Origin of the sequence: uncultured Senegalimassilia sp. (genome assembly GCF_902464545.1) — a bacterium.
GTDB lineage: Bacteria > Actinomycetota > Coriobacteriia > Coriobacteriales > Eggerthellaceae > Senegalimassilia.
The window spans coordinates 46,410-69,704 of record NZ_CABQJR010000006.1; the positions used below are offsets into that span (position 1 = coordinate 46,410).

The 23,295-nt window shown below is 63.0% G+C and carries 20 protein-coding genes; 5 read left to right on the forward strand and 15 right to left on the reverse strand.

The features are described from left to right. Positions 1-14 precede the first annotated feature (14 nt). Positions 15-2,888 carry a molybdopterin-dependent oxidoreductase gene (locus RDW26_RS02975; protein WP_307982461.1) on the reverse strand — a complete coding sequence of 958 codons (2,874 nt, stop codon included), beginning with the start codon at positions 2,886-2,888 and terminating at the stop codon, positions 15-17. 136 nt (positions 2,889-3,024) lie between these two features. Here RDW26_RS02975 and RDW26_RS02980 point away from each other — a divergent pair, with 136 nt between their 5' ends. Further along, complete coding sequence (locus tag RDW26_RS02980; RefSeq protein WP_307982462.1) at positions 3,025-3,927, forward strand: LysR family transcriptional regulator; 903 nt, start codon at positions 3,025-3,027, stop codon at positions 3,925-3,927. A 96-nt stretch (positions 3,928-4,023) separates the two neighbouring features. Here RDW26_RS02980 and RDW26_RS02985 read toward each other — a convergent pair whose 3' ends face one another. Next, complete coding sequence (locus RDW26_RS02985; RefSeq protein WP_307982463.1) at positions 4,024-5,346, reverse strand: SLC13 family permease; 1,323 nt, start codon at positions 5,344-5,346, stop codon at positions 4,024-4,026. 333 nt (positions 5,347-5,679) lie between these two features. Here RDW26_RS02985 and RDW26_RS02990 point away from each other — a divergent pair, with 333 nt between their 5' ends. Further along, positions 5,680-6,963 carry an MFS transporter gene (locus RDW26_RS02990; RefSeq protein WP_307982464.1) on the forward strand — a complete coding sequence of 428 codons (1,284 nt, stop codon included), beginning with the start codon at positions 5,680-5,682 and terminating at the stop codon, positions 6,961-6,963. Between the two features lie 211 nt (positions 6,964-7,174). Here RDW26_RS02990 and RDW26_RS02995 read toward each other — a convergent pair whose 3' ends face one another. The 7 genes from RDW26_RS02995 to RDW26_RS03025 form a co-directional block, all read right to left on the reverse strand. Further along, entirely contained in the window at positions 7,175-8,602 is a 1,428-nt protein-coding gene (locus RDW26_RS02995) for a C39 family peptidase (RefSeq protein WP_307982465.1), read from the reverse strand. Positions 8,603-8,737: 135 nt separating this feature from the next. After that, positions 8,738-9,178, reverse strand: coding sequence for a PaaI family thioesterase (locus RDW26_RS03000; RefSeq protein WP_298629413.1), 441 nt, complete (start codon positions 9,176-9,178; stop codon positions 8,738-8,740). A 271-nt stretch (positions 9,179-9,449) separates the two neighbouring features. Next, positions 9,450-9,869: a PaaI family thioesterase gene (locus RDW26_RS03005; RefSeq protein WP_298629414.1), complete on the reverse strand. Its 420-nt coding sequence runs from the start codon at positions 9,867-9,869 to the stop codon at positions 9,450-9,452. A gap of 46 nt (positions 9,870-9,915) precedes the next feature. Further along, the gene (locus RDW26_RS03010) at positions 9,916-11,430 is read right to left on the reverse strand and encodes a lysylphosphatidylglycerol synthase transmembrane domain-containing protein (protein ID WP_307982466.1); all 1,515 of its coding nucleotides are present in this window, start codon (positions 11,428-11,430) and stop codon (positions 9,916-9,918) included. An 8-nt stretch (positions 11,431-11,438) separates the two neighbouring features. Beyond that, positions 11,439-12,638: an ATP-grasp domain-containing protein gene (locus tag RDW26_RS03015; protein ID WP_298629417.1), complete on the reverse strand. Its 1,200-nt coding sequence runs from the start codon at positions 12,636-12,638 to the stop codon at positions 11,439-11,441. 277 nt (positions 12,639-12,915) lie between these two features. Further along, positions 12,916-14,214: an ATP-binding protein gene (locus RDW26_RS03020; RefSeq protein ID WP_298629418.1), complete on the reverse strand. Its 1,299-nt coding sequence runs from the start codon at positions 14,212-14,214 to the stop codon at positions 12,916-12,918. A gap of 97 nt (positions 14,215-14,311) precedes the next feature. Then, on the reverse strand, positions 14,312-14,491 hold the full coding sequence (locus RDW26_RS03025) for a hypothetical protein (RefSeq protein ID WP_298629419.1): 180 nt from the start codon (positions 14,489-14,491) through the stop codon (positions 14,312-14,314). A 151-nt stretch (positions 14,492-14,642) separates the two neighbouring features. Between RDW26_RS03025 and RDW26_RS03030 the strand changes: the two genes are divergently transcribed. Continuing rightward, positions 14,643-15,167 (forward strand): CrcB family protein, encoded by a 525-nt coding sequence (locus RDW26_RS03030; protein WP_307982467.1) that lies wholly within the window; start codon positions 14,643-14,645, stop codon positions 15,165-15,167. Further along, positions 15,164-15,544 carry a CrcB family protein gene (locus tag RDW26_RS03035; protein WP_298629421.1) on the forward strand — a complete coding sequence of 127 codons (381 nt, stop codon included), beginning with the start codon at positions 15,164-15,166 and terminating at the stop codon, positions 15,542-15,544. Before RDW26_RS03030 ends, RDW26_RS03035 begins: the two co-directional genes overlap by 4 nt. Before the next feature lie 198 nt (positions 15,545-15,742). Here the strand turns inward: RDW26_RS03035 and RDW26_RS03040 are convergent, their stop codons facing one another. From RDW26_RS03040 to purN, 4 genes are all read right to left on the reverse strand, one after another. Beyond that, on the reverse strand, positions 15,743-16,642 hold the full coding sequence (locus tag RDW26_RS03040; RefSeq protein WP_307982468.1) for a DnaJ domain-containing protein: 900 nt from the start codon (positions 16,640-16,642) through the stop codon (positions 15,743-15,745). A gap of 303 nt (positions 16,643-16,945) precedes the next feature. Then, positions 16,946-18,589 (reverse strand): bifunctional phosphoribosylaminoimidazolecarboxamide formyltransferase/IMP cyclohydrolase, encoded by a 1,644-nt coding sequence (gene purH / locus RDW26_RS03045; RefSeq protein ID WP_114619850.1) that lies wholly within the window; start codon positions 18,587-18,589, stop codon positions 16,946-16,948. A 114-nt stretch (positions 18,590-18,703) separates the two neighbouring features. Continuing rightward, a complete protein-coding gene (locus tag RDW26_RS03050) occupies positions 18,704-19,696 on the reverse strand; it encodes an XdhC family protein (RefSeq protein ID WP_307982469.1) in 993 nt (330 codons plus the stop codon). Further along, positions 19,686-20,300 carry a phosphoribosylglycinamide formyltransferase gene (purN, locus tag RDW26_RS03055; RefSeq protein ID WP_298629425.1) on the reverse strand — a complete coding sequence of 205 codons (615 nt, stop codon included), beginning with the start codon at positions 20,298-20,300 and terminating at the stop codon, positions 19,686-19,688. The genes RDW26_RS03050 and purN overlap by 11 nt, the downstream gene beginning before the upstream one ends. 279 nt (positions 20,301-20,579) lie before the next feature. On the opposite strand from purN, the gene RDW26_RS03060 reads away from it, so the two are divergent. Beyond that, entirely contained in the window at positions 20,580-20,795 is a 216-nt protein-coding gene (locus RDW26_RS03060; protein ID WP_307982470.1) for a hypothetical protein, read from the forward strand. A gap of 108 nt (positions 20,796-20,903) precedes the next feature. Here the strand turns inward: RDW26_RS03060 and RDW26_RS03065 are convergent, their stop codons facing one another. Both RDW26_RS03065 and RDW26_RS03070 read right to left on the reverse strand, forming a co-directional pair. Beyond that, positions 20,904-22,622, reverse strand: a complete 1,719-nt coding sequence (locus RDW26_RS03065) for a DNA/RNA helicase domain-containing protein (RefSeq protein ID WP_307982471.1) — start codon at positions 22,620-22,622, stop codon at positions 20,904-20,906. Next, complete coding sequence (locus RDW26_RS03070) at positions 22,619-22,954, reverse strand: nucleotide pyrophosphohydrolase (RefSeq protein WP_307982472.1); 336 nt, start codon at positions 22,952-22,954, stop codon at positions 22,619-22,621. Before RDW26_RS03070 ends, RDW26_RS03065 begins: the two co-directional genes overlap by 4 nt. Positions 22,955-23,295: the final 341 nt, after the last annotated feature.

Below are 23,295 nucleotides of genomic sequence, written 5' to 3' on the forward strand. Positions count from 1 at the left end.
CTGCTCCTCCTACCTTAACGACGCTCGGCGTACACAACGGACTTGTCGGCGACGTAGGCCGGCGTGTCTTCGGCATCCACGCCCGCAGCCAAGAACGGTGCGCGCTCGTAGTCTTCCTCAAGCGCCTCGCCGTCGTACTTCTTGATGTCGATGAGCAGGCTGTTATAGCCGTCGACCTGGTTGAAGTAGTTCGACTGGGTGCCGTCGGAAAGCATCTGCTCCGAGCCGCCGCGGTCGATGATGTCGTCGGGGTTCGTCTCGTCAAGCACCGAATGCACGCCGTGCGGGATGGCCACGGTGCCCGGCATCATGGACTCAAGCGGTTGCGCATGGCGCAGCATCTTGCCGAAGTCGTTGAAGCACATGACCGTGTCACCGGCCTTGATGCCGCGCTCGGCCGCATCAGCGGCGTTCATGAACACCGGGTTGCGGAACGCCTCCTGCGTCCACGGCATGTTGTCGTAGCAGCTGTGCGCACGGCGCATGTAGTGCGGCGTGTACGCCTGCAGCGGGTACTTCGCCTTCTCCTTCGTATCCCAGTTCGCAAACGTCTCCTGGTAACCGCGGCGCGGCACGAAGTAGTTCGCGTAAGGCTTGATGGGCTCGTCGGCCAGGCCGGTTTTGTTCACGTTGTCGGCCTTGAACTGGCAGTAGATCTCCAGCTTGCCGGACTGCGAAGGACGCGGCCAGGCAGGATCGATCACGGTGACGTTGTCATCCTCGTCCATGCCCAGCTTGTCGTCGCGATAGCCCACGTAGTTGCGTCGGTCGCCCTCGGAGCGGCGCACCACGAACGAGCCTTTCTCCATGAACTCGTCGAAGCCCATGAGGCCCTGCTGCTCGGGGAAATCGGCGTGGTACTTGGCGTTGTCGGCGGCCGTCCAGGTGAGCATGGGCTCCCATGCGGAAAGGTCGTCGCGCAGCACGCGCTTGCCCAGGAAGTAGCCCAGCCACTGGTCGTAGTTGGTCTTCGGGTAGGCCTCATCGGGGTCGTAGCCCATGCGTTCGATGATCTCGCGGCAGATACGCTTCTCTTCACGCGCCTCGTACATCGGCTTGATCAGCGGTTTCCACGCCAGGATGGCGTCCTTGCGCTGCTTTTGGCCGTTGCCGTCGCCGAAGGCCGAAGGCCAGCACAGCTCGCCCCAGCTCTCGTCGTCGTTGCCCTCCCAATGCGCGGCGACCGGCAGCAGGATGTCGGCGAACTGGGCGGTCAGCGAGAACTTGATCTCAAGCGAGATGCACGTGTCGGCTTGGCGCATCACGCGGATGGCCGTGGGCAGATCGCCGCGCGTCTGCATGAAGTTGCTGCACGTTTGGAACAGAAGGCGCGGGTTGACCGGCATGCGGCGCGCCTCATGATACGTGGGCGTGTTGTTGCGCAGCTTGGTCTTGTCGTCGCCCGACCCCAGGTCATAAGGGCCCTCGGACGTGGAGATGTACTCGCCCTTCTCAAGGGAGCTCCACCAGGAGTTGCCCTCGATGCAGCGGTTCGGGCCCGTCGCCTTCGGGGCCGCCACCAGCGCATCGATGTAGCCGTAGATGGGGTTGGACGACTGCGACACCATGCGGTAGCCCGAATCGCCGGCATCCCACGTGTAAATGGCGGCCGAGCCATGGCCCGACTTGCCGAAATGCCCGCCCATGGCAGAGACGGTCATGAACGCCTGCGAAAGGTTTTCCGCGCCAAGGTAACGCGACGCGGCATAGCTGTGCAGGAACATGTCCTTGTTGTCCTTGCCGGCCATCTCGGCGTACCAGGTGATGTCCTCGACCGGGGTACCGCAGATCTCGCTGGCCCACTCGGGCGTTTTCGGCACGCCGTCGTACTCGCCCAGGATGTAACCGCGCATGTTCTCGTCGGTGCTGGCGTCCTCGGGCATGGTCTCGGCCGTGAAGCCCACGCAGCGCTCGGCCAGGAAATCCCAGTCGATGATGTTGCCGCGCTCGTCGTCCAAACGCAGCATCTCGTACATGACGCCCAGCAAAAACGCCGTGTCGGTGCCGGGACGCACGCGAATCCAGCGCGCGCCGAGCGCCGAGGCGGTAATGTTGTAGCTCGGGCCCACGTACACGAAGTTCACGCCGGCTTCCTTGGCATGCTCCAGCGACTGCATGGCGGTATGCTGCGCCCAACCGGGGTTGCAACCGTACAGGATGATGTTGTCGGCGTTGGGAAGGTCGTACTTGTCGGGCGCCATCATCAGGTCGGGATGGTCGCCCCAGCTGTACATGCCCAGCGCCTCCGTTTGAAACGCCCAGCAGCCGAACGACTCGGTCTCTGTGTTGTACACCGCGCCGCCGATGACGGGGAACATCGCCGATGCCGGAGCCCAGCGCCAGCCGTTGCAGATGACGGCGTTCTGCCCATACTCGCGGTAGACGCGCTTAAGCTCGTCGGTCACGTACGTGAGCGCCTCGTCCCAGCTGATGCGCTCCCACTCGTCGCGGCCGCGCAGCTCGCCATGGGCGTTCTCGCCGCCGCCGGGCTGCCAGTGCTTGCGCTTCATGGGGTACTTCAGGCGGTCGCCGTTGTACACCTGCTGGCGCAGCGAGCGCCCGCGCAGGCAGCTGCGCTGCTGCGGGCAATCCCAGCTATCCTCGCGGCTGTCGTCGGTTTTCTGGCGCACCACCACGCCGTCCACCACGTAGCCCATGTTGTTGCACATCTGGTTGCAGTTCTGATGGCAATGGATGGGCACCCATTGGCCCGCCCCGCTTGTGACCTGGGCATCGCTTGCCACTTTGTCGTAGCCGTCCGCTTCGGACTGCGCGGCGGCGTAAGCCTTCGACACGCCGACGGCCTCATAGGCGGCCATGGCGGCAACGGCCCCGGCGCTTGCGCGCAAAAAGCTGCGACGACCCATGCTCTTATCCAGCATCGACATGGATTCGCTCCTCTCGTTTCGTGCTTACCCTCTGAGACGGATTATGCGAGCGTGCGCAGTCGATTGAAATTGCCTATAATGTACGTCGTACCATGCCTGCAAGGCATAGGTCGAGGTCGGAAAGGATGTTAACCGTATGGAACTAAGAACGCTTGAGTACTTCCTGGCCGTCGCACGCGAAGGCAGCATCACCGACGCGGCCAAGGCGCTGCACGTCACGCAGCCCACGCTTTCGCGCCAGCTTGCCGCGCTGGAAACGGAATTCGGCCGGCAGCTGTACACGCGCAACCACAAGGGCATCGAGCTGACCGACCACGGCATCATGCTGCAACGCTACGCGCGCAGCATCATCGACTTGGCGAACAAGGCCGCCGAGGACATGAAGCCCGCCGACTCGGAGGTGCGCGGCGTGGTACACATCGGAGCGGGCGAGACGTACCTGATGGGAATCGTCGCCGAGGCCATGCGCCGCGTGCACGCCCAGCACCCCGGAATCACCTTCAACTTGTCGAGCGGCACCACCGCCGATTTGAAAGACCGCCTGGTCAAAGGCTACTTCGACGTGATGCTCGAATGCGAGGTGCAAGACCACGCGAAGCTCAACGTGCTGCGCTTCCCCATACCCGACACCTGGGGCGTGCTCATGCGCGCCGACGACCCGCTGGCAAAGAAGAGCGCGGTGCGCGCGGAGGACCTGGTGAAACGCGAACTGATCACGTCGAAGCAGGGCATGAAGTTCGGCAAGCTGGCCGAGTGGTTCGGGGACCTGCGCGCGCAGACGCACGTGGTAGCGGAATACCAGCTGGGTTTAAACACGCGCTACCTGGTGAAACAGGGGTTCGGTATAGCGGTGATCTACCAGCGTCTGGTGGACTATCGCGGCGATGCCGACCTCACCATCCGCCCGCTTTCCCCCGCGGTGGAATCGTGGCAGGGTCTTGTGTGGCGCGAAACCCTTCCCAACAAGCAAACGCTCATCTTCCTTGATGAAGTGCGCAGGGTATGCCGCGAGATGGAAGAAGGGAAGCTGACGCTGTAGCAGCGGAAACGACGGGGTCGACGGTCGGCGATCGGCGAGGGCAACGGCACGCGACGCCCATCGTGGCAAATGCACCGGCTGCGTCCAGCCCCGTCCTTATATCGCGCCCAAAACCACGGCGAGCGCGAGCAACGCCGCCAAGAACGCAACGTTGCTCGCGGTGAACACCAGCAGGTAGCGGCCGCGGATGCCGAGGCGGCCCACCATGACCGCCTTGAACGTAATGAGGCTTGCCATGGACGCGATGAGCGTGCCCAAACCTCCCAGGTTCGTGCCCACGATCAGCGCCTGCCACTGATCGGTGAACCCCGAAAGCAGCACCGCCACCGGCACGTTGCTGATAACCTGGCTGCCCCCTACCGCAGCAAGCAGCGCGTTGCCGCCCACCGCCGCGGAAAGCGCCTCGTGGAGCACCGGAACGCGGCCCATGTTCCCCACGAACACGAACAGGGCCGCAAAAGTGGCCAACAGCCCCCAGTCGACGCGCCGTAATAAGCTTGCATCGGAAAGAGAAACGCCCACCAGCACCAACGCCAGCAAAACGCGAACATCCAGCACGCCCAAAACCGCAGCCAAACAGCACGCGAACAAAACGCCATACACCGCCAACCGCTTACGCGAGCGGGCGGTGAAGCATTCAAGGGAAGCGGATTCAATCGACGAGGACGCCGGCGAAGCCCCGTTCGCTGAGCGGGCGGGCATGCAATCAGGCGCGGAACCTTCCGGGGTCGTCCAGCGCGCGGGCGAAACCTGCATCGCTGAATTATCGGCGGTGTCACCGGACGCAAAACCACCCGATGATGCAAATCGACCAACGTCGCCAGCCCCGCGCACTTCGCCGCCTCGAAAGCACAGCGCGCAAGCGAGCGCAAGCATCGCCGCCGACGCAGCGGTATACGGCCCCATGAGCCGGAGAAACTCCCCAACACCCATGCCCGAGGCCGTGAACAGGTATAGGTTCTGCGGATTGCCCACGGGCGTGAACATGCTGCCGAGGTTCGCCGCAATGGTCATGAGCGTGGCCACCAGGCACATGCGGCCCTCCATACCCGCGCGGCGCAAAACCACCAAAGCCAGCGGCACGAACGTGATGAGCGCGACGTCGTTGGTCACCGCCATGCTGGCGAAGAACGCAAGCCCGACCAACACGCCGGCAACCGCGCGCTGCGTCCGGGCGCGCGCGACCAGCCATGCCCCCGCGGCATCCAGAACGCCAAGCGAGCGGAATCCCGACACTACCGCCATCAAGCAGAACAGCAGTGCCAGCGTATGCCAATCAACGTACACGGCATATCCAGCATCAGGCGGCACAAGGGCGCAAGACGCCAAGGCCGCCGCAACAGCAACAACCAGCACGGTCTCGCGCGCCGCAAAAGCCCGAATCACGCGCACAGCCGACCGAAACGATATGTTTTCCATTTCAATCATGAGATAAAAGATTAACACGCCGTCATCCAGCACAACAGGCAAACCCCCAGCAAGCGAGCTGGCGAAAGACAAGACCCAGCAGAACGCGAGCGGCAGTTTCCGGCATGGTGCAGTTTTACCCCGCCTGAAATATGGCCTGAATAGGAACCGCCCCACTTCCCCGACTTTTGCGGAAGCTTGAAGCTTCCGCAAACCCACGTCCCTCCCGTCGCATTATCGCGATTCCGTCAGCTTTTCGCCGATTGAAACATGACCCCGTTATGCTAGATACCCGTACGCGCAAAACGCGGTACGGCAATACCGTCCCGAAGGTGGTTCCCAAGCATGTTATTCGCCAAGATCAAGCAGCATTACGAGGCCGTGGTGGCCGTGTGCTGCTTCCTGATATTGTTCACGAACGTGGGCCTGCCCTCCACGTCGTTCTCCGTGTACCAGCCCTACCTGGTCGACTTGCCGGGCGTCGGGCATTCGGGTGGGTCGATCATCGTGTCGGTGCGCACGTTCGTATCGCTTCTGGCCATGCTCGTGGTTGGACGCTACTATGACCTGGTCGATTGCCGCATCGGCGCGTTCCTGGCAACACTGAGCGTCAGCGCCGGGTTCGCGCTGTACTCGTTCGCCGGCAGCAACTTCGGCATGCTGTGCGGCGCCTCGGCGCTGACGGGCCTGGGCTACGGCTTCGGCGGCATGATCGCCTCGACCATGCTGATCAACCGTTGGTTCCGAGCGAACGTCGCCACCGTGGCCGGCGTCGCCGCTGTTGGCTCGGGCGTGGCAGCCATCATCATCCCGAACGCGGCGGTGGCGCTCATCAGCGCTTTCGACCTGCAGACCGCGTTCAAAGCGGAGGCGGCGTTGGCCCTGGTCATCGGCGTGACCGTGTTCGCCCTGCTGCGAAACGACCCACGCGATATGGGCCTTACCCCCTACGAGGGAAGCCCGAAGGCGGTGAAACGCGAGCAAGAGAAGAGCGCCCAGCAGCTTGAACGCGTAAGGAAACGCCACGTCAACCGAGATCTTTCCCCGCGCGCCATGCCGCTTCTGTTCCTGGCCATGATCATCATCGGCTGCGTGTCGGTAGGCGGCGGCAACTACCTAGCCGTGCTGTTCACCTCCGAGGGCTTCTCCGCCGAGCACGCCGCCACTCTCGTGGCCGTCAACGGCGCATGCCTGACGGTGGCGAAGCTGGTCAGCGGCATGGCGTTCGACCGGTTCGGCACAAAACGCGGATCGGCGGTCTTCTTCGCCCTGTATATCGCCGGCACGGCAGTGCTGTGCCTGTCCGACATGGGAAACACCGGGCTTGCCGGGCTGGGCGTGCTCATGTTCGGCATCGGCATGTCGCTTGGCACCGTGGGCATTTCGGTATGGTCGATCGAGCTGGCACCGCGCGGCAAAGAGACGCGCACCATCAAGAATTTCCAGGTATGCTACGCGCTGGGCGGGTTCATCTTCACGTTCCTGCCAGGCTTTTTGACCGAGGCGTTCGGCACCTACCTGGTGTCGTACGCAGCGCTGCTGGCGATGCTGGTGGTGGCGGCCGTCATCGTAATCGGCGTCTACACCGCCACCGACAAACGCGCGAACCCAGAGAACCCGGACGCTTAAGGGACATAGCATTATGTGTCCGAAATCGCACATGAGACGCGGTACAGACGCGTAGCATGGAGCGGAGAAATGGAGCGAGGCGAACGTACGCGAGCACGTAAACCGGACGCCCGGGCACTTAGTCCTACGTCCCCAATCTGTCATGGACATTTTGGGGACGTAGCGTAAAGTGTCCGAAACGCGCTCAGCGCATGGCATAGCCGCGAACCGTTTACGCAATCGCCAGCGCCATGGATCCGCACTGCTCGTAGAGATACTTGAACCAGCCGTAGTTGACGGTCACGTAGCCCTGCGTGGGGTCCATGATGCATGCCCGGTGGCCCTCCACGCCCACTAGCACCACGCAATGCTCCAAGTCATAGAAGGAATTCGCCTCAAGTGGCTCGTCGAAGCACGGGTCCTCGAAATCGAGCGTGGTCCACACGAGCACCGGCTTTCCAAACGACGCCTTGCTGGCAAGCTCGTCGAAATCGGTGCCGGTGATGTTGGCGAAACGCTCGCTAGCACCCGCTTCCTCCAGGTAGGCGTTGCCCGCCGCCATAATGGCGGGCGGCATACCCTCGCCCGACCAGTACGGGTCGCCCCAGAACGCCGAGGCGTAAACGTCGCCTTCCACGTCGAAGGGCAGCTGGTTCGCCACGATGGAATCGGGGTCGGCGTCGTGGCCCATTGCCTGCAAAACCGCGGTGAGCGAATAAATCTCGCACCCTGCCGGCATGCTGGGATACTGGAACAGCTCGGGCACGCTCGCGCTCGTGCCGTTCAGCCCGGTGAAGTTGACCACCTGCATAACATTTGCGCAGCCGAAGCCTTCCACGGCTTCCTGCCCCATCGCGCCTAAGGCGTCACGGCGATTGCGGGAGAACCCGTCCGCGTCGTCGGGGCGCATGCCGGGACCAACTGCTTCCGCCGCTTCAGCGTCATGAGGCGACTGCTCCTGCTGCGCCGCCTCTGCCGAGTCGTCGGCGGCGTACGCCGTCTCTAGCGTTTGGGATTCCAGGGTTTCCTGCACGGCGCCCTGGTCGCCGCTGCCATCGACATTTGCGCCGGCACGGCCGTGCGTGACCAGAACGCCGACGAGCACCAAAACAGCCGCAGCCACGACAACCGCGGCCATCAGCGAACGTCCGCGCACAGACCAGCTGCTACCGCCGATCACCGCCCCGCCGCCGCTGATGAACGCGCCGTTGTGCGCAGCAGGGGAAGAGCCCGCGCTGTGCCGTCCTTCGCCACGAGAGCGGGCAGGACGAGGAATCGCCACGCGCGCATGACGGCCAGCCGCATGCGAAGCAAAAGCGCGACCGCGCTCGGCAGAAGCGTCTGCCTGTTCCTCAGCTGCATCTTGTTCGCCAAGCATCTCGACCGGAACGGCGAACAGCGCCGCTTCGGCTGCGTCGCCATGCGGACGATGTCTGACGGATATCTCGGCCGGTGCAGCTTCCGTCGCATGATTTAGCGGGCAGTGCTCGGCGCGCGATTCGACCGACGAAGCGGACGGTGCTGCTTCTGAAGCGTCGTCAAGTGCACGCGACACGGCAGACGTTTCGTTAACCGAACCTTGCCCGCCGGCCGCAACGCGCGCATGACGCCCTTGCGGCGTCTCCCGCTTATCGAAATGAGTGTCGATAGGTTCTCCCATCACGTTCTTCCTAGAATTGCGCACACGCAAAAGTGCGGCTCACGTTCGTTTCGGAACATGATACCGACCGCAGCTTAAGCCTTTCTGAAAAGTCACGACCTTGCTGCAGTTAAACCACAACTGGGGAACAAACGCTCACTCGAGCTTCTGCTGGACGCCCACATCCTCGGGCTGGATGTCGCGTACGATATGCATGGTGACGGTAGCGGTCAGACGCACGTTGCCCTGCTCGTCGACAATGCGCACATCGGCGATGGAGCTCGTGCGGCCCGTGCGCACGTCGCGCGCCTCGACGAACACGTGCTCGCCCAGCATAACGCCCCTGATGAAATGTACATCGCAGGTTTGCGTGACCACGTACTTGCCCAGCGTCCAAGGCGCCGCGCACCCGCAAACGTCCACCAAACTCATAAGGTAGCCGCCGAAGGCGTTGCCGAAGAAGTTGCAGGCCTTCTCAGGCACGACGACCGAATTGCGCACGAAGCCCTCTTCCATAACCTCGGGCTCAAGGTTGCCAAGCCACTGGCGGTTCGTCTCGTACATCTCCAGCAGACTCTCGCGCACAAACGCTTCCATGGGCAGCTTCCTCTCTTCAACCATCACCACGAACTGCCCGGATTGCCAGCGGAACCCAAACGCACCGCCAAGCAAATCCGAGCGCCACAAACACCGCACCCTCGAAATAGGGCAGAAACCAGCCAAACAAGTCAAACCAACCCAACCGGGGCAAGCACGCAGACGCACAAGCCGCCTGCGCGCACCCCAAAGCAAAATCCGGACACTTAGTTGCTACGTCCCAAACTGTCAGGGTTTGGACACTTTGGGGACGTAGGGTTATGTGTCCGGATTAGCGCTGTTCGCGCTGGCGTTTCTTTTCGGCGAAGTGCTCTTTGGTGACGATCTTGGTGATGAAGGTTCCCTCGGAAACCACATCGCCGGCATCGTCTTTGGCCACCACGTGCCAGAACTGCTTGCGGCCGCCGTAGCTGGGATCCTCGTGCTCAAGATCGGCGAAACCGTGCAGGATGCCGGATTTGCCCGGCTTCTTGTGACGAATGTCGGACTCCAAGCCGAACGGCAGCTCCTTGTCGAAATCGGTGCGCATCTCGGCACCGCGGCTTGCGCACGATTCCAGCAGGGCAAGCGTTGCGCCGCCGTGCAAAAAGCCATGCGGCTGGTAAATCTCCTCGGAAATGGGCATGGACATCTCAACATGCTCGGGAGTGACCACGTCGTAGGTGATGTGCAGAGTATCCAGAAGGGTCATGAAAACCTCCGAAAACGAAGGGGCCGCGAAAACCGCGGCCCGCAGCCTATTGTTTATCCGTTTCAGTATACGTTGGCGAACCCGGACCTTCCCCGGGCAAATCCCCCGACGTGACCGAAGGCGAAACCTCCGGAAGATCGGCAGCCCAATCGCCGGCTGGCGCATCGACAGCACGTGCGCACGGCGCATCATCCGCGGTTGCCGGCCGCGCCGCATCCAGCGGCACCGTCACGCTAGCGCGCTCGGACCCGACTCCTTCCGCGAAAGGCTCCGTCCGAGCGGCAGGCGCAGGCACATGCCCATCTGCAAAAGGCACCGTATCGGCGGCAGGTGCGGACTCGGCGCCCTCCGCAAAAGGTACCGTCTGAGCAGCGGCACCCGCCACCGCGGCACCGCCATGCGCCACATGCGCACCCGCCACGCCCGCCATACGTGAGCGCAACGCAGCCTCGCGCTTGAACCGCGCCGCATCGGCGCGCGCCTCTTCCTCCAGGCGCGCCGCAGTAGCGGCCGTGCCGGCGACGGCTCCCATATCCTGGTCGTACGCCGCCTGCTTCACGTCGCCCTTGAACGCCTTCGTGGTGTTGATCAGCACGGCACCGATGATGAACGGCATCCAGAACACGATGCCGCGATACACCAGGCCGATGGCCGTACCAGCCGCCGCCGACTCGCCGAAGCTGGTGAACGCCACCACGACGGCAGCTTCGACCACGCCCACGCCCTGTGGTGTGACCGAGATCATGGCGAACAGCGTCGCCACCACGTAGCCGCAAACCAGCGCCGGTGCTGTGTCGACGCCGAACCCGATGCCCACCAGCGTGAAGCACGAAAGCTCGCACAAACTGGCGATCAGCGAGCATCCGTACGCCTGCAGCGTGGGTTTGGGGCTGTGGCCGATCATGCCGGCGGCCTCGGAAAACGCCTGCGCGATGCGCTCGGCCCACGGCTCGAGCGGCTTTTTGCGCACACGCCCGACCACCTTGCGGCTCACGCGTTCGGCGGGCCGCAAAAGGCGCATAAGCAAATCGGGCTTTTTGTGCGCCAGGATAAGCAGCGCAACCATGGTTCCCACCAAGCACAACACCACCATGCCCATAAGGAACCACACAGGCGACAGCCCCACCGTGACGGCTAGGAAAATGAACGCGCACACCATGAGCGTGGAGAACGCACCGTCGATGGTGATCTGCATGAGCAGCGCCGCGCCCGTGGCCTTGCCGGCGGGAATGCCGCGCCGTCGCGCGTCGTCGACCACCAACGTGGTGCCCGCCAGGTTCATGGACGGCGCGATGGTGTTCATGAAAAACGTGCCGAAGACCAGCGGCAACGTGGATTTCGGCTCCATACGCTCGCCCACGGCGGCGAAGCTGCGCGAATAGGCGAAGCTTTGCGCGAAGTACTTCCCCAGCTGCGTAAGGATGGCCGCGACCAGCGGCAGGGGGCTTCCCTGCTTCATAGTCTCGCCCAGCTCCACCAGCTGGTCGCCACGCAAAAACACCACCGCAAGCACGATGATGAGCACCACGCCCATGAAAAGGTTCTTGACGTTGAATTTCATGCAGCCGCCTAACGTTGGCCCGCGGCGTCGTTGCAGCTCAGGAACTCGCGCAAATCAGTGTGCATCAGGAAATCGAGCTCGGCCTTGCCGCGTTCGTCAAGATCGGTTTCCACGAACAGGAAGCCGTAGCATCCGAACGTGGGCACATCGAACTCTCGCAGCTCCAAAACCCTATCGAAGCGCTCGGAGAACGCCGGGTAATCGAACTCCTCATTCCCCGTCACGCCCTCCGGCGGATTGAGCAGCGACATGGTGTACACATGGTCGCCCGCATACGCGAACGCCGCGTCGTAATCGGGCAGCGTGTCGGTCAAAAACGCCTCATACGTGCGGAAACCGTAGGCGTGCTGAGCAACATCGGTGCCGCCCAGGCCGGCGAATCGCAGGGGATTGAACTCGATGGGGCGAATGACGCCGCTACCCTGCTCGTCCACGCGAACCTCGACATGCACCGGGAAGTTCCGCGCCCCCACCAGGGCGTTCACGCGCGAAAGCCACTCTTCGAACGCAGGCGCCTTCTCGCGCACGATGGCCGCGGACGTGGTGTACATGCGGTCGGACGTGTCATCGGGACCGGCGAAATCATGACGCAGCACGTTGAGCACGTGCGCCGCGCCCTGCTCGTCGAAAAACGCGTCCAGGGCATATTCCTGCCCCGTGATGAACTGCTCCAGGATGAAATCGCTGCCGGCAACAACGCTGTCGGGGTACATGTCCGCCCACGCGGCAGCGTTCGACGCGAAATCGGCAAGCGCCTCGTCCCAATCGGCACGGCAGCGCACCGTGTGCACGCCCATGCTGCAGAACCCGCGCGCGGGCTTCACCACGAACGGCATATGCGGCTCAAGCTCGGCAAAGTCGAGTTTCCCCAGCTCATCAGCCGTGCATGCGCGGAAGAAGAAGCCCTCGTCCATCTGCGCCAGAAGCTTGCGCATGGCAACCTTGTCCTTGAACACGGTGATGGCGTGCGTAAGGCTGGGATTGTCCGCATGCGAGCAGATCCACTCGAGCGTGTTCTCGGAGTTGGTGTACACGCGCTCGCCCGCGGAAAGGCGCGAGGCAGCTTCGGCCTGATCGACCAGGTGCAACGCGCGCCCGGACGCAAAAGCCGTGCGCTCGGAGAACGCATTGCGAAGCACAGGGTGTTGCGAAGATTCAAGCCATTCCAACAATTGCGGCGAAGCATACGGTTCGTCAAGGATGACCATGGCAGACCCCTTTCGGCACTCGCTCAGCGCGCCCGGCGCGCACTACTTAAGCGAATAGTATACCCCCGCCGCGCAGCAAAAACGCCGCCTAGCGCATCCCTGCGTCAAACCCTCAGCAAGGGGTGGTTGAAAAAGCAACTGTTTTTCACAAGAGAGATAATTCGGAAGGGGCTGCGGCGGAAATCCTGGACCAAAAGAGCACCAGGATTTCCGCCGCAGCCCCTTACTGGAACGTAGTCTTGACTAAACGCAAGCGCCTGCTGAACGCCAGCCGGTCCTACGGCATTAAGGCGGTGATGGGGAACACGTAAATGTCGTGCTCAGCGTCGTAGCGACAGAAGGGCGAGGTTGCGGTGAGGACGGCCGAGAACGCAGGCTTCGGATTGCGCGCGGCAGGATTCGCCGCGACTTTCTGACGCAAGCGCTCGATGTTCCTGATGCCGTCGGGTACCTTGGTCTCGCCGAGCTTGACCTCCAGCGCCGCCCAGCGACCGTCGCGCAGCTCGATGATGGCATCGACCTCCAGACCGTCGGAGTCGCCGTAGTAGCGCAACGACCCCGGGTGGGCTCCGGGCATGCAGGCGGCGTAGGCCCGCAGATCGTGAATACACAGTGACTCGAAAAGCAATCCGAACGTCTGCCCATCGGACAACAGGCGCTCAGGGCCCATGCCAAGCGCAGCAGCAGGGATGGAAGGGTCGGCGAAGTAGCGCTTGGGCTTGGTGCGCAAGCGCGACTTCGCGCGTACGGGCGCATCCCAGCCGTGCAGGCTCTCGATTACGTACATGCTCTCGAGCATGTCAAGATAGGACGTCACGGTAGAGGTAGCCGGCGCACCGGCCTCGTCGCCAAGGGCCGCATCCTGAGCGATGGTCTGCAGGGTAGCCGCCGTGGCAACGTTGCGCGCAAGCGAGGACACGATGCGCCGTGCCATATCGGACGTGCCGCCCTTCCTGGGAACGCTGACCTCGAACATGGCGTCGAGGTACTGGTCGACGACCTCTGCGGCCGTTTGGGCGTTGGCCCCGAGCAGGGCGGGCCAGCCTCCGCAGCAGATGGCATCGGCCAAGGGCGCCAAGGAAGCATCGCACGCCGAGGGTTCAAACGAACCCTCGAACAGCCCTGACAGCGACACCGCGCCCGTAGACAACCCGCGCTCCCATAGCGTCATGGTGCTCATATCAACACGCGCTATGCGGCCTGCCCCGCTGTGGGTAACGGCGTCTTTGGCCGGGGTGGACGAACCCGTGAGGATGAACAGCCCGTGCTCGCCGCCGGCGGCATCGACCGCGCGGCGCGCGGCATCCCACGTGGAAGGAACCTCCTGCCACTCGTCGACAACGTGCGGGTGCGCCCCCTGCAGCGCCAGCGTGGGGTCTGCTTCAGCCAATGCCTTGACATTCGGGTCATCCAGGTGCACAACGCTCTCGCCGAACGCCAGCGCCGTCCAAGACTTGCCACACCACTTCGTGCCGCGGATCTCGACCGCACCGAAGGTATGAAGCAGCCGATGCAAGCGTTCGTCCACAAGGCGCGGCTGATACGTTTTCGGCTTCTCCGTCCCATAGGCTACCATAGTCAAACAATCCTCTCTGACATGGGCATACTGTGTTTTCGAGGATTATCATACTCGATTTTCGAGGACTGCGACACTCTGTTTTCGAGGAATTTATTCAGCGTTTTTCGAGATTCTGAAAAAGCACTGCGCCTATAACCTCACAAACCCATAGCGCTTGATCGACAACGCGGAAGACCACCAGCACGGCAGAAGCAGCCAGCCCGAAAGTCAACATGGCGCGGCGGGCGAAGAAACCGAGGATGCGAAGCGCGACGAACGAGAGCCGTTCGCCCATAGCAATGTAATCCTGTGGCTGCAAAAGCAACCAGGCAGATAAGCAACCCAAGCCCGCATCTTGCGGAGCACGATACCCAGCTAGCAGCTCGCCCCTTGCAGGCGGCGGTATACTGCTGCGCAGCGAAATCGATTCGGACAGGGGGGCATCAGTGCGCGGCAATATCCCAGATGCGGTGGACCATGCACTGCGCAGCCCTCGCTCCTTGGCGCCGTTGGTGCTGGTCATGGGATTTTTGGGCGCCACGGCGCGCTATGCCCTGGAGATGCTCCTGCCCGCACAATGCGGCTTCCCCGTCGCCACGCTTGCGGTGAACATATTCGGTTGTTTCACATTGGAGATCGTCAATCAATTCGTCGCACGCCGCACAAGCCTGCCGGCGCCGTTGGTGAAGTCGATGGGCATTGGGCTTATCGGGGCGTTCACCACCATCGCCGCGCTTTCCACCGAGAATCTGGCGCTTTTGCAGCAGGAGCGTTTCGGCATGTTCGCGTTGTATCTGGGCATCACCGTGTTCGCCACGTTCGGAGCCGCCTACGCGGGAAAGCGTGCGGCCGAGGCCATGGGACCGCGCTACAGCGCGCATCACCAGATCGCGGCCCCACGCGAAAGTACGCATCACCAAGTCGCGGCCCCACAGGCGGATTCCCCGCAAAACGAAGGCGATGCGCAATGAGCCCGCTGACGTTGATCATGGTCGGCCTGGGAGGAGCGGCCGGCGCGCTGTGCCGCCATAGGGCGCTTTCGTTCATGAAGCCCCGCTCAAACAGCTGGTTTCCCTGGCCCACGCTGCTGGTGAACCTTGCGTCGTGCACCGTCGCCGGGGCGGCGCTTGCAGGGGCCGCCGCGCTTGGGCAAACCGCCTACATAGCGCTGACCATGGGGTTTCTGGGCGGCTTCTCCACGCTTTCCACCATGAACTGCGAGGCCGTCGATATGGCCACGGAAGGGCATCACGGAGAAGCGGCCGCATATCTGGTGGTCACCTACGGCTCAACCCTAGGCGCCGCCGCGCTCGGCTTCGCCCTGGCGCACGCAGCCATAGGCGCCTAAAGCAGACCTGCCGCACTTCCAGACATGCAAACCTCGCGCTTTGCGCGAACGCACAAAGCGGCGCAGCGCGAGCACAATCGCCCGCGCTGCGCCGCATACCTACCGCAAACTCGCGCAACACCACAAGCTCACGCAGCTCCGTCAGCGACAAGCGCGCAAAACCCGGCGTGCGCCGCACGCCCGCGCCGCGTCTCTTCCCTACAACCCCACCTTCGCCGCTTGGTACGTGTGAATGCGGTCGCGGAGGTTCTGCACATCGAACAGCACCGACACCAAAAACGCCACGGTGAGCGGAGCGCCCACGAAGCCGTTGCGCGGCGCCAGCATGAAGATGAGCGGCGCGCCGAAGATCATGATGGGCACCAGCAGCATGACGAGCAGGCTGCCCATGCGCTTATACAGTCCGTAGATGATGGACGCCATCACGTACAGAAACAGGCCCGTCGCCGAGGAGCCCGCGATGGAGAGCACCGCAAGCGCCACCACCTTGGCGGCGACCATGAGCGCCTCGTCGCGCAGGCCCTTCTTCGCGCGGGCGAACACCTCTTCGCCGGTCTGCTGCTGCGCGTGTGCGGCACGAAACGGCGCAAACGGGTCGAAGGGGTCGTATTCCACGGTGAACCCGCCGAACGGCCACTCGGCGCCACCGGTGCGCTGACCTGCGCCGTTCTGCCCCGAACCCGATCGCTGCGAGCCCGCGGCACCGCTGAAGATGTCGTCCCAGCTGGTCCACACGTACGTGGTCTGGCCCTGGGCCGCGTCGCCGAACGGCCAGCCGGCGAACGGGTCGAAGGGGTTGCCCTGGCCGGACGCGCCGCCCTGCCCCGCCGAGCCCGTCGGGTGCGCATAGGGGTTGCCCGCATACGGACGCGGGTCGCGGCGCGGGTCGAACTCGGGCGACCAGCTGCGGTTGATCAGCACGTCGCGCGCTTCGTTGATCTGCTTGGTAAGCTCCTCGGCCTCGGCGTGCTCCTTCGAGTCCAGGGGGAACTTGTCGGGATGATGGGCGATGACGAGCTTGCGATGAGCCTTCTTGATCTCATCGTCGCTAGCCCCATCGGCCAAGCCCAGTATTTTAAGTGCTTCTGATTTCTTCATAACGCCGACTATACGGGACGATTCCCGCCGCACAACCAAAACGCCGGGGATGTCACGCATTCGTCAGAAAAAACCGGCGCGAAAACCGCACGGAACCACCGAAATCAGCGCATAAAGAAAGCGGCCCGCCGAAAAGGCGGACCGCTCGCAAGTTTCGCTTTCCCACGCCCTTACGGGCGCAGCGGGAGCAAACGACGCCGGCGACTCAGGCGCGGGCGGGCGCGCACCACACGCGGGCGCACCGTACGCATCACACGCACGCACGCCAAACAGCGCACCCGCCCCGCCCGCCAGCTTCGCAAACTAGTGGCGGAAGTGGCGATGGCCGGTGAACACCATGGCGATGCCGTGCTCGTTGCACGCCTGGATGGACTCCTCGTCGCGCACGGAGCCGCCGGGCTGGATGATGGCAGTGATGCCCCACTCGGCCAGCGTGTCCACGTTGTCGCGGAACGGGAAGAACGCGTCGGACGCGCAAACCAGGCCCTTGGGCTCCACGCCCATGCGCTCGCATGCCTCATGGGCGCGCTTGCACGCCAAAAGCGCGCTGTCCACACGGTTGGGCTGGCCCGGGCCCATGCCGATGCCGGCGTGGTCGCGCGACACCAGGATGGCGTTGGACTTCACGCCCTTGCACACGCGCCATGCGAACATGAGCTCGTGCATCTCGGCGTCCGTGGGCTTGCGATCGGTGGGAACGGTGAAGGTTGCCGGATCCTCGGACACGTGGTCGACGTCCTGCACCAGCACGCCGCCGTCGACGGAACGGACCTCAACGGCAGCCGGAGCGTCGATGCCGCCGGTGCGCAGCACGCGCAGGTTCTTCTTCTGCTGCAGAAGCTCAAGCGCGGCAGACTCGAACTCGGGGGCGATGAGCACCTCGACGAACTGCTTGTTCTCGTTGATGTGCTCGACCATCTCCAGCGTGACCTGGCGGTTCGCCGCGATGATGCCGCCGAAGGCGCTCTTCGGGTCGCAAGCGAAGGCCTTGTCGTAGGCCTCGGTGATGTTCTCGGCCGTGGCGGAGCCGCAGGGGTTCTGGTGCTTCAGGATGATGACAGCCGGCTCGTCGAGCTCGCGCACGAGCGACCAGCACGCATCGGTATCCAGGATGTTGTTGTAGGACAGCTCCTTGCCGTTGAGCTGCTGGGCGTTGACCAGGCTGTGCTCATGGGCGAACTCGTCCACGCGGTAGAAGACGGCCTGCTGATGCGGGTTCTCGCCGTAGCGCAGGTCCTGCTGCTTCTGCATGTACAGGGCGCACTCGGGCGGGAACTCGCCCTGGGCCTCGATGCCTTCCTCGCAACCGCAGCCGCAACCCTCGCCGTGCTCGTGCGGATGCGCGGCCTGGACCTGATCGAACAGGAAGTCGGCGATGGCGCCGTCGTAGGCGTTGGTGGTCTCGAACACCTCAAGGGCCAGCTCCATACGGGTCTCACGCGTGGTGGCGCCGCCGTTGGCGCGCATCTCGGCAAGGATGCCCTCATAGGTCTCGGGGTCGGTGACCACGGTGACGCTCTCGAAGTTCTTCGCGGCGCTGCGCAGCATGGAGGGACCGCCGATGTCGATGTTCTCGATGCAGGTGCCGAAGTCCGCGCCGGACTCGACCGTCTTCTCGAACGCATACAGGTTCACGACCACCATGTCGATCATCTGGATGCCGTGCTCGGCCGCCTCGGCCATGTGCTTTGCGTTGTCGCGCTTGGCCAGCAGGCCGCCGTGCACCATGGGATGCAGGGTCTTCACGCGACCGTCCATCATCTCGGGGAACTTCGTCACCTCGTCGATGGGCGTGACCGGCACGCCGGCCTCCGCGATGACGCGGGCGGTGCCGCCCGTGGAGATGATCTCCGCGCCGAATTCGTCATGCAGCGCGCGGGCGAACTCGACGACGCCCGTCTTGTCCGTCACCGAGATGAGAACGCGCTTGACCTTCGGATCTGCCACTTGCTCTCTCCTTACCTTGAACCGTTCCTTGTAAGTTCGTTCCTTATCGCAAAGCGGGGCTTTGCGCCGAAGCGCCGCCCGCAAGATGCCTGTTTCGGGGTTGCCCGCCGGGTCCTAGCGGCCCAGGCTTTCCTCGTGGCGCGCCCGCGCCTCGGGGCTATAGCGCTGCGTATATCGTACATCGACCAGTTCGGCCACGATAGAGATAGCCAATTCCGCCGGGGTTTTGGCGCCGAATTTCAGGCCGATGGGCCGCTTGATGCGTTCCCAATCCGCCTCGGAGGCGCCGCGAGCAAGCACCAGGTCGTGCACGGTGGAGTTCTTTCCCTTGCAGCCCATCATACCAACATAGTGAACGTTGTGCTTGACGGCCCACACGCAGCCATCGGGGTCGAACATGTGGCCGCGCGTGAGCACGCACACGTAGTCGCCGGGCGCGGGGGTGAGCTTGTCCAGCTCGTCGAAGTTGCCGCCGTCGAGCAGCACGCGCGTAGCGTCGGGGAAGCGCTCGGGCGAGAGGTACGCCGGGTCGTAGTCGACCGCGGTGACGGCGAAGCCCACGTGCGCGGCCAGCGCGCTCACCTCGGCAGCGGCATCGGAGGCGCCGAGCAGCCACACGCGCACCTGGTCAAACAACGGCACGGAAAGCCAGGTCAGGCCATCGAGCTGCTCGTTGTGCATGCCAGGGCCGCGCGTGATGTCCTTCATCTGGAACACGTCGCGCGGGCTGGGCGTGCGCGCGGAGACGATCTCCTTCGCGTCGTTGCAGAAGAACACCATACCGGCACCGTCGGCCGAGCCGGTGTCGCCGTACTTCTTCGTGACCTCGTTGTCGGTGTTGGCCTGCGCGGCGGCGGGGTCGAACACCACCTTGAAGCCCAACCACGCCAGGTCGCCTTCTTCCATGGCGCGGGCGGCCCGCTCGAAGGTGGGCGCGTCGGCGGCGGTGAGGGAGGAGGAAAGTTTCCCAAGGTCATCGGGAGAAACGTGCATGTTGCCCTTCAGCGCCTCGGCGGAAAAGCACGGGAAGTCGGCGGACGAAAGCTCCACCGCACGTCCCGCGCGCAGATCGGCGGCGATGCCCGCCAGCGTTTCCCTACTCAGCAAGGTGCACCTTGCCCTCCGCATCGACGCTCACGCGGCCGGCTGCCAGCCAGCCCAGCACGCGCGGGTACAGCTCGTGCTCCACCTGGTGGATGTGGGCTTCCAGGGTTTCAAGCGTGTCGCCCTCGGCCACGCGCACCGGCTCCTGCGCCACGATGGGGCCCTTGTCGTAGTCCTCGTTGGCGAAATGGACGGTGACGCCCGTGACCTTCACGCCCGCGTTGAACGCATCGGCGATGGCGTGCGCGCCCTTGAACGAGGGCAAAAGCGCCGGATGCAGGTTGAGCACGCGGTTGGGGAAGGCGTCGAGCATGACGGGCGTGACCTTGCGCATGTAGCCGGCCATGACCACGTACTGCGCGCCGGCTTCCTGCAGCGCGGCCACAATCTGCGCGTCGGCCGCCTCGGGGTCGGCGTACTTTTCGCGGTTCATGACCAGCACGGGGATGCCAGCGGCGTTCGCGCGCTCGATGCCGTACGCATCGGGACGCGACGCGACCACCTTCACCACCTCGACGGGCAGGCCCTTTTCCGCCTCATCGAGGATGGCCTGGAAATTCGTGCCGCTGCCGGAGAGCAGCACGCCGATCTTCAACTTTTCGGACACGAGACAGCCTTTCATCAAGCGGCGCCCAACCAGCCCCGCGATTCGCACTATGCAACCAGTATACGTGCAGGCGGCGAAGCAAGCCCCCGCTCTCGGCAAGCGCCATCAAGTATTCAAGCCGGGAAGGCGAACAGGTGAACAGGGGGTGAACAGGGGACGGAGGTGTGTTCACGAGAACGTCTCACGTTCCCAAGCGCTCCCGCGTGAACACACCTCCGTCCCCTGTTCACCGCGAGAGGCCTTTGCGAACACGCCTCCGTCCCTGTTCGTGCGCAGCTGGTGCGCGCGCAGTACCGCAACGCGGCGGCGAAGATCTTCCCCGACGACTCGTTCCTGATGCGGTTCTACAAAAACATAATCGGAGAAGACGGCGGCGAAATGAATCGCGCGGACATGATTTGCACCAGCCTGTTCGAGGACCCCACCCTGCTACGCAACGTCGACCCCAAAGATGCGCTGCGTAAGGAGAAGGGCGAAGCGACACGGACCAACTAGACGCGCGAGCGCAAAAGGGACACGCTCGCGTGCAGAAACCTAATCACCCACAAAGCGCAAGCCGAACTCGTGCACACCCTCACCTGGCCCAACTTCTCTCATCCAAGCTTAGGCAGGTTGCTGGAAGTACTGGGCAAAGTATTCCCTCAATGTCGGGTCCCCTACGTACACATGGGTTCCGAGAATCCCCCTCGTGAGCAATACGTAGTAGATGTTCTTGATATAGCGATCGAGCTCTTCCTTCGAGGCTTTTACTTTGCCGTTGCTGTCGAAGTAGCCCTCCTTATTCGATTCAGGCTTCCCCTTTTCTCCATCGAAGAGCAAATCACGACCGATAATCACGTAGGCATAACTGAGATCGTAGCCTTGAATCGAATGGATGCAACCAACCTCGCGAGCAATTCGGGGGTCCTCCACGCCAAGGCCTACCCAGTTCTCGTTGGTGCAGTTCCATCTTAAGCGCACGCCGTCAATCTCGATGTCGTATTCGGACGGGACTTCCCCCTCCTTCAACTTTCTCCCGGGCTTCGTCTTCCACTCCCAGGCGTAGCCCGCTACCATTCTGCTCAGATTGTGGTCCTGGTAGTCTCGCTCGAAGCAGTCCACGAAGTCGCCGAAGTCCTCATGCAGTTCAAAATCATAACCATCGAACTCCCGGAAGCCTTCGCAGCACCCATCGAGGATATCGCGGACATAGCGAAGATAAGCATCCCCGCCCTTGACGCGCATCTGGCTTTCGAGCTTGATGGGGCGCTCCACGGCCCCGCCGAGGGCGGCCCTCATCGCGTCTCTACGAACGCAAGATGGGCCGATGCTCTGAAACGGATCGTAGAAGAAAATCGGGAGTTTCGCCTGGTTGATGACCCAGTCCATCTGAGTGGCATCCCCGGGAAGCCCCAGCTTCTTGTTCACCTTGTCATAATTGCCGATCGAAGGACCCAGGGCGACACGCCTCTTCAGCTTATGCGCTTCGTCAACAAGAACGATGTCGAAGCACTTGCCCTTGCCAGGCTCGTAGCCCATCGCGGGCTTCACGAGGTCGCTCGGACCGATGACGTCGGACTTCTTGAACCCGCTCACGTTCGCCAGGGACCTTTGGAGCGTCTTTCGCAGTGAGGTCACTGGCTCGATGATGCGGATGCTCATGTCCTTGTAGCGAGGGTCGTCGCGCAACATCTTAAGCATGTATATTGCGAGGACGGTCTTGCCCGTGCCGGGCATCCCCTCGACGACTATCGGTTCGGCTGCGTCTATGCCGTTCCTGATGGCGGCCATAATCTTGTCGAGGGCAACACGCTGGTCGGCGTTGAGCCCCTTGAAGGGCGAGTATTTAAAAACCTCGGACTCCTCGATGTCGGCGATGGTGTGGTCTGCCAGCTCAAGTGCCCGCAGTTCCTCCCACAGGTCTTCGAACATAGCGGAGTAAACGCCCTTGCTGAAATAGTTCGAGTCCGTCATGCCCTCGTTTTTGTTAGTGAGTTTGTAACGGCCGTCCGCATGCATGTAGCCGATAAGTCGGTGCTCATAGTCAGTGATAACCGAGCCGTTGAATTCCTCATTGTAGATGACGTTAATCGTTTCGAAGTCGCGTTTCTCCTCGTTGGCGCCGTGCTGGTTCATGCGGGTCGCGACGCTGGTTGTCTGGCCGACGTACGCAGTGTCATTGTTTGCAAGGATGTAGACCATGGGCCAGTCGAAAACCTTGTCGTCGGCGAGGGTGAACCGCGCGACGTCGACCCGCTCGCCCGGCCGGAACGAGACCCTGTCCACGTAGAAGGGCGCACCCTTGGGCTTCTCCGCTCGATTTGACGTCGGTATGGTGATCATAGCTCGGTGTACTTTCTCGCGTTGCCGCGGGCCTTGTCCGCGGGGTACTTCCTGCCGTTGGCGTCTATCTTATCGCTAACCGCGCTTGCGAGGTCGATGCCGAGCGCATCGGCCATGTATATGCAGTATATGGCCACGTCAGCAAGCTCCTCCCTGGCCCGATCAGCCTCGCCGGGCACTTCGAGGTCCGATCCGGACCACTGGAACACCTCAAGCAGCTCGGAGGCCTCGAGGCTAATCGATATCGCCAGGTCCTTCGGATTATGGAACTGCGTCCAATCCCGATTGTCCCTGAACACGAGGGCCTTCTCTGCCGCATCCTCGAACGTCATCCTTGGTCCTCCTACTCGCCCTTGAGGCCAAACCGCACGGCATTACCAGCTGGCGTGCTATAGAAGTGCGGCGCCCTGTCAGCGAGCTCCTCCTCGAGCTCGGCAACCCTCTTGTGCCTCACGTTTTCCTGCGTCATCAGATCGTCCTTTTCAGGGACGAAGCTATCTCTGATTTTACCTAATCGATGCCGTTCGCGATGCCTCCATGCGAAGGGCGCCTGTCGAATATGTGCCAACGCCCTTAGTGCGACCTCTTCCTTGAGGCCCCTAATTCAGAGAAAGCCGTTTCTCGGCCCATGGAAGGATGTCCGCGCCGTTTACCCCGGCACGTTTCGCCTGAT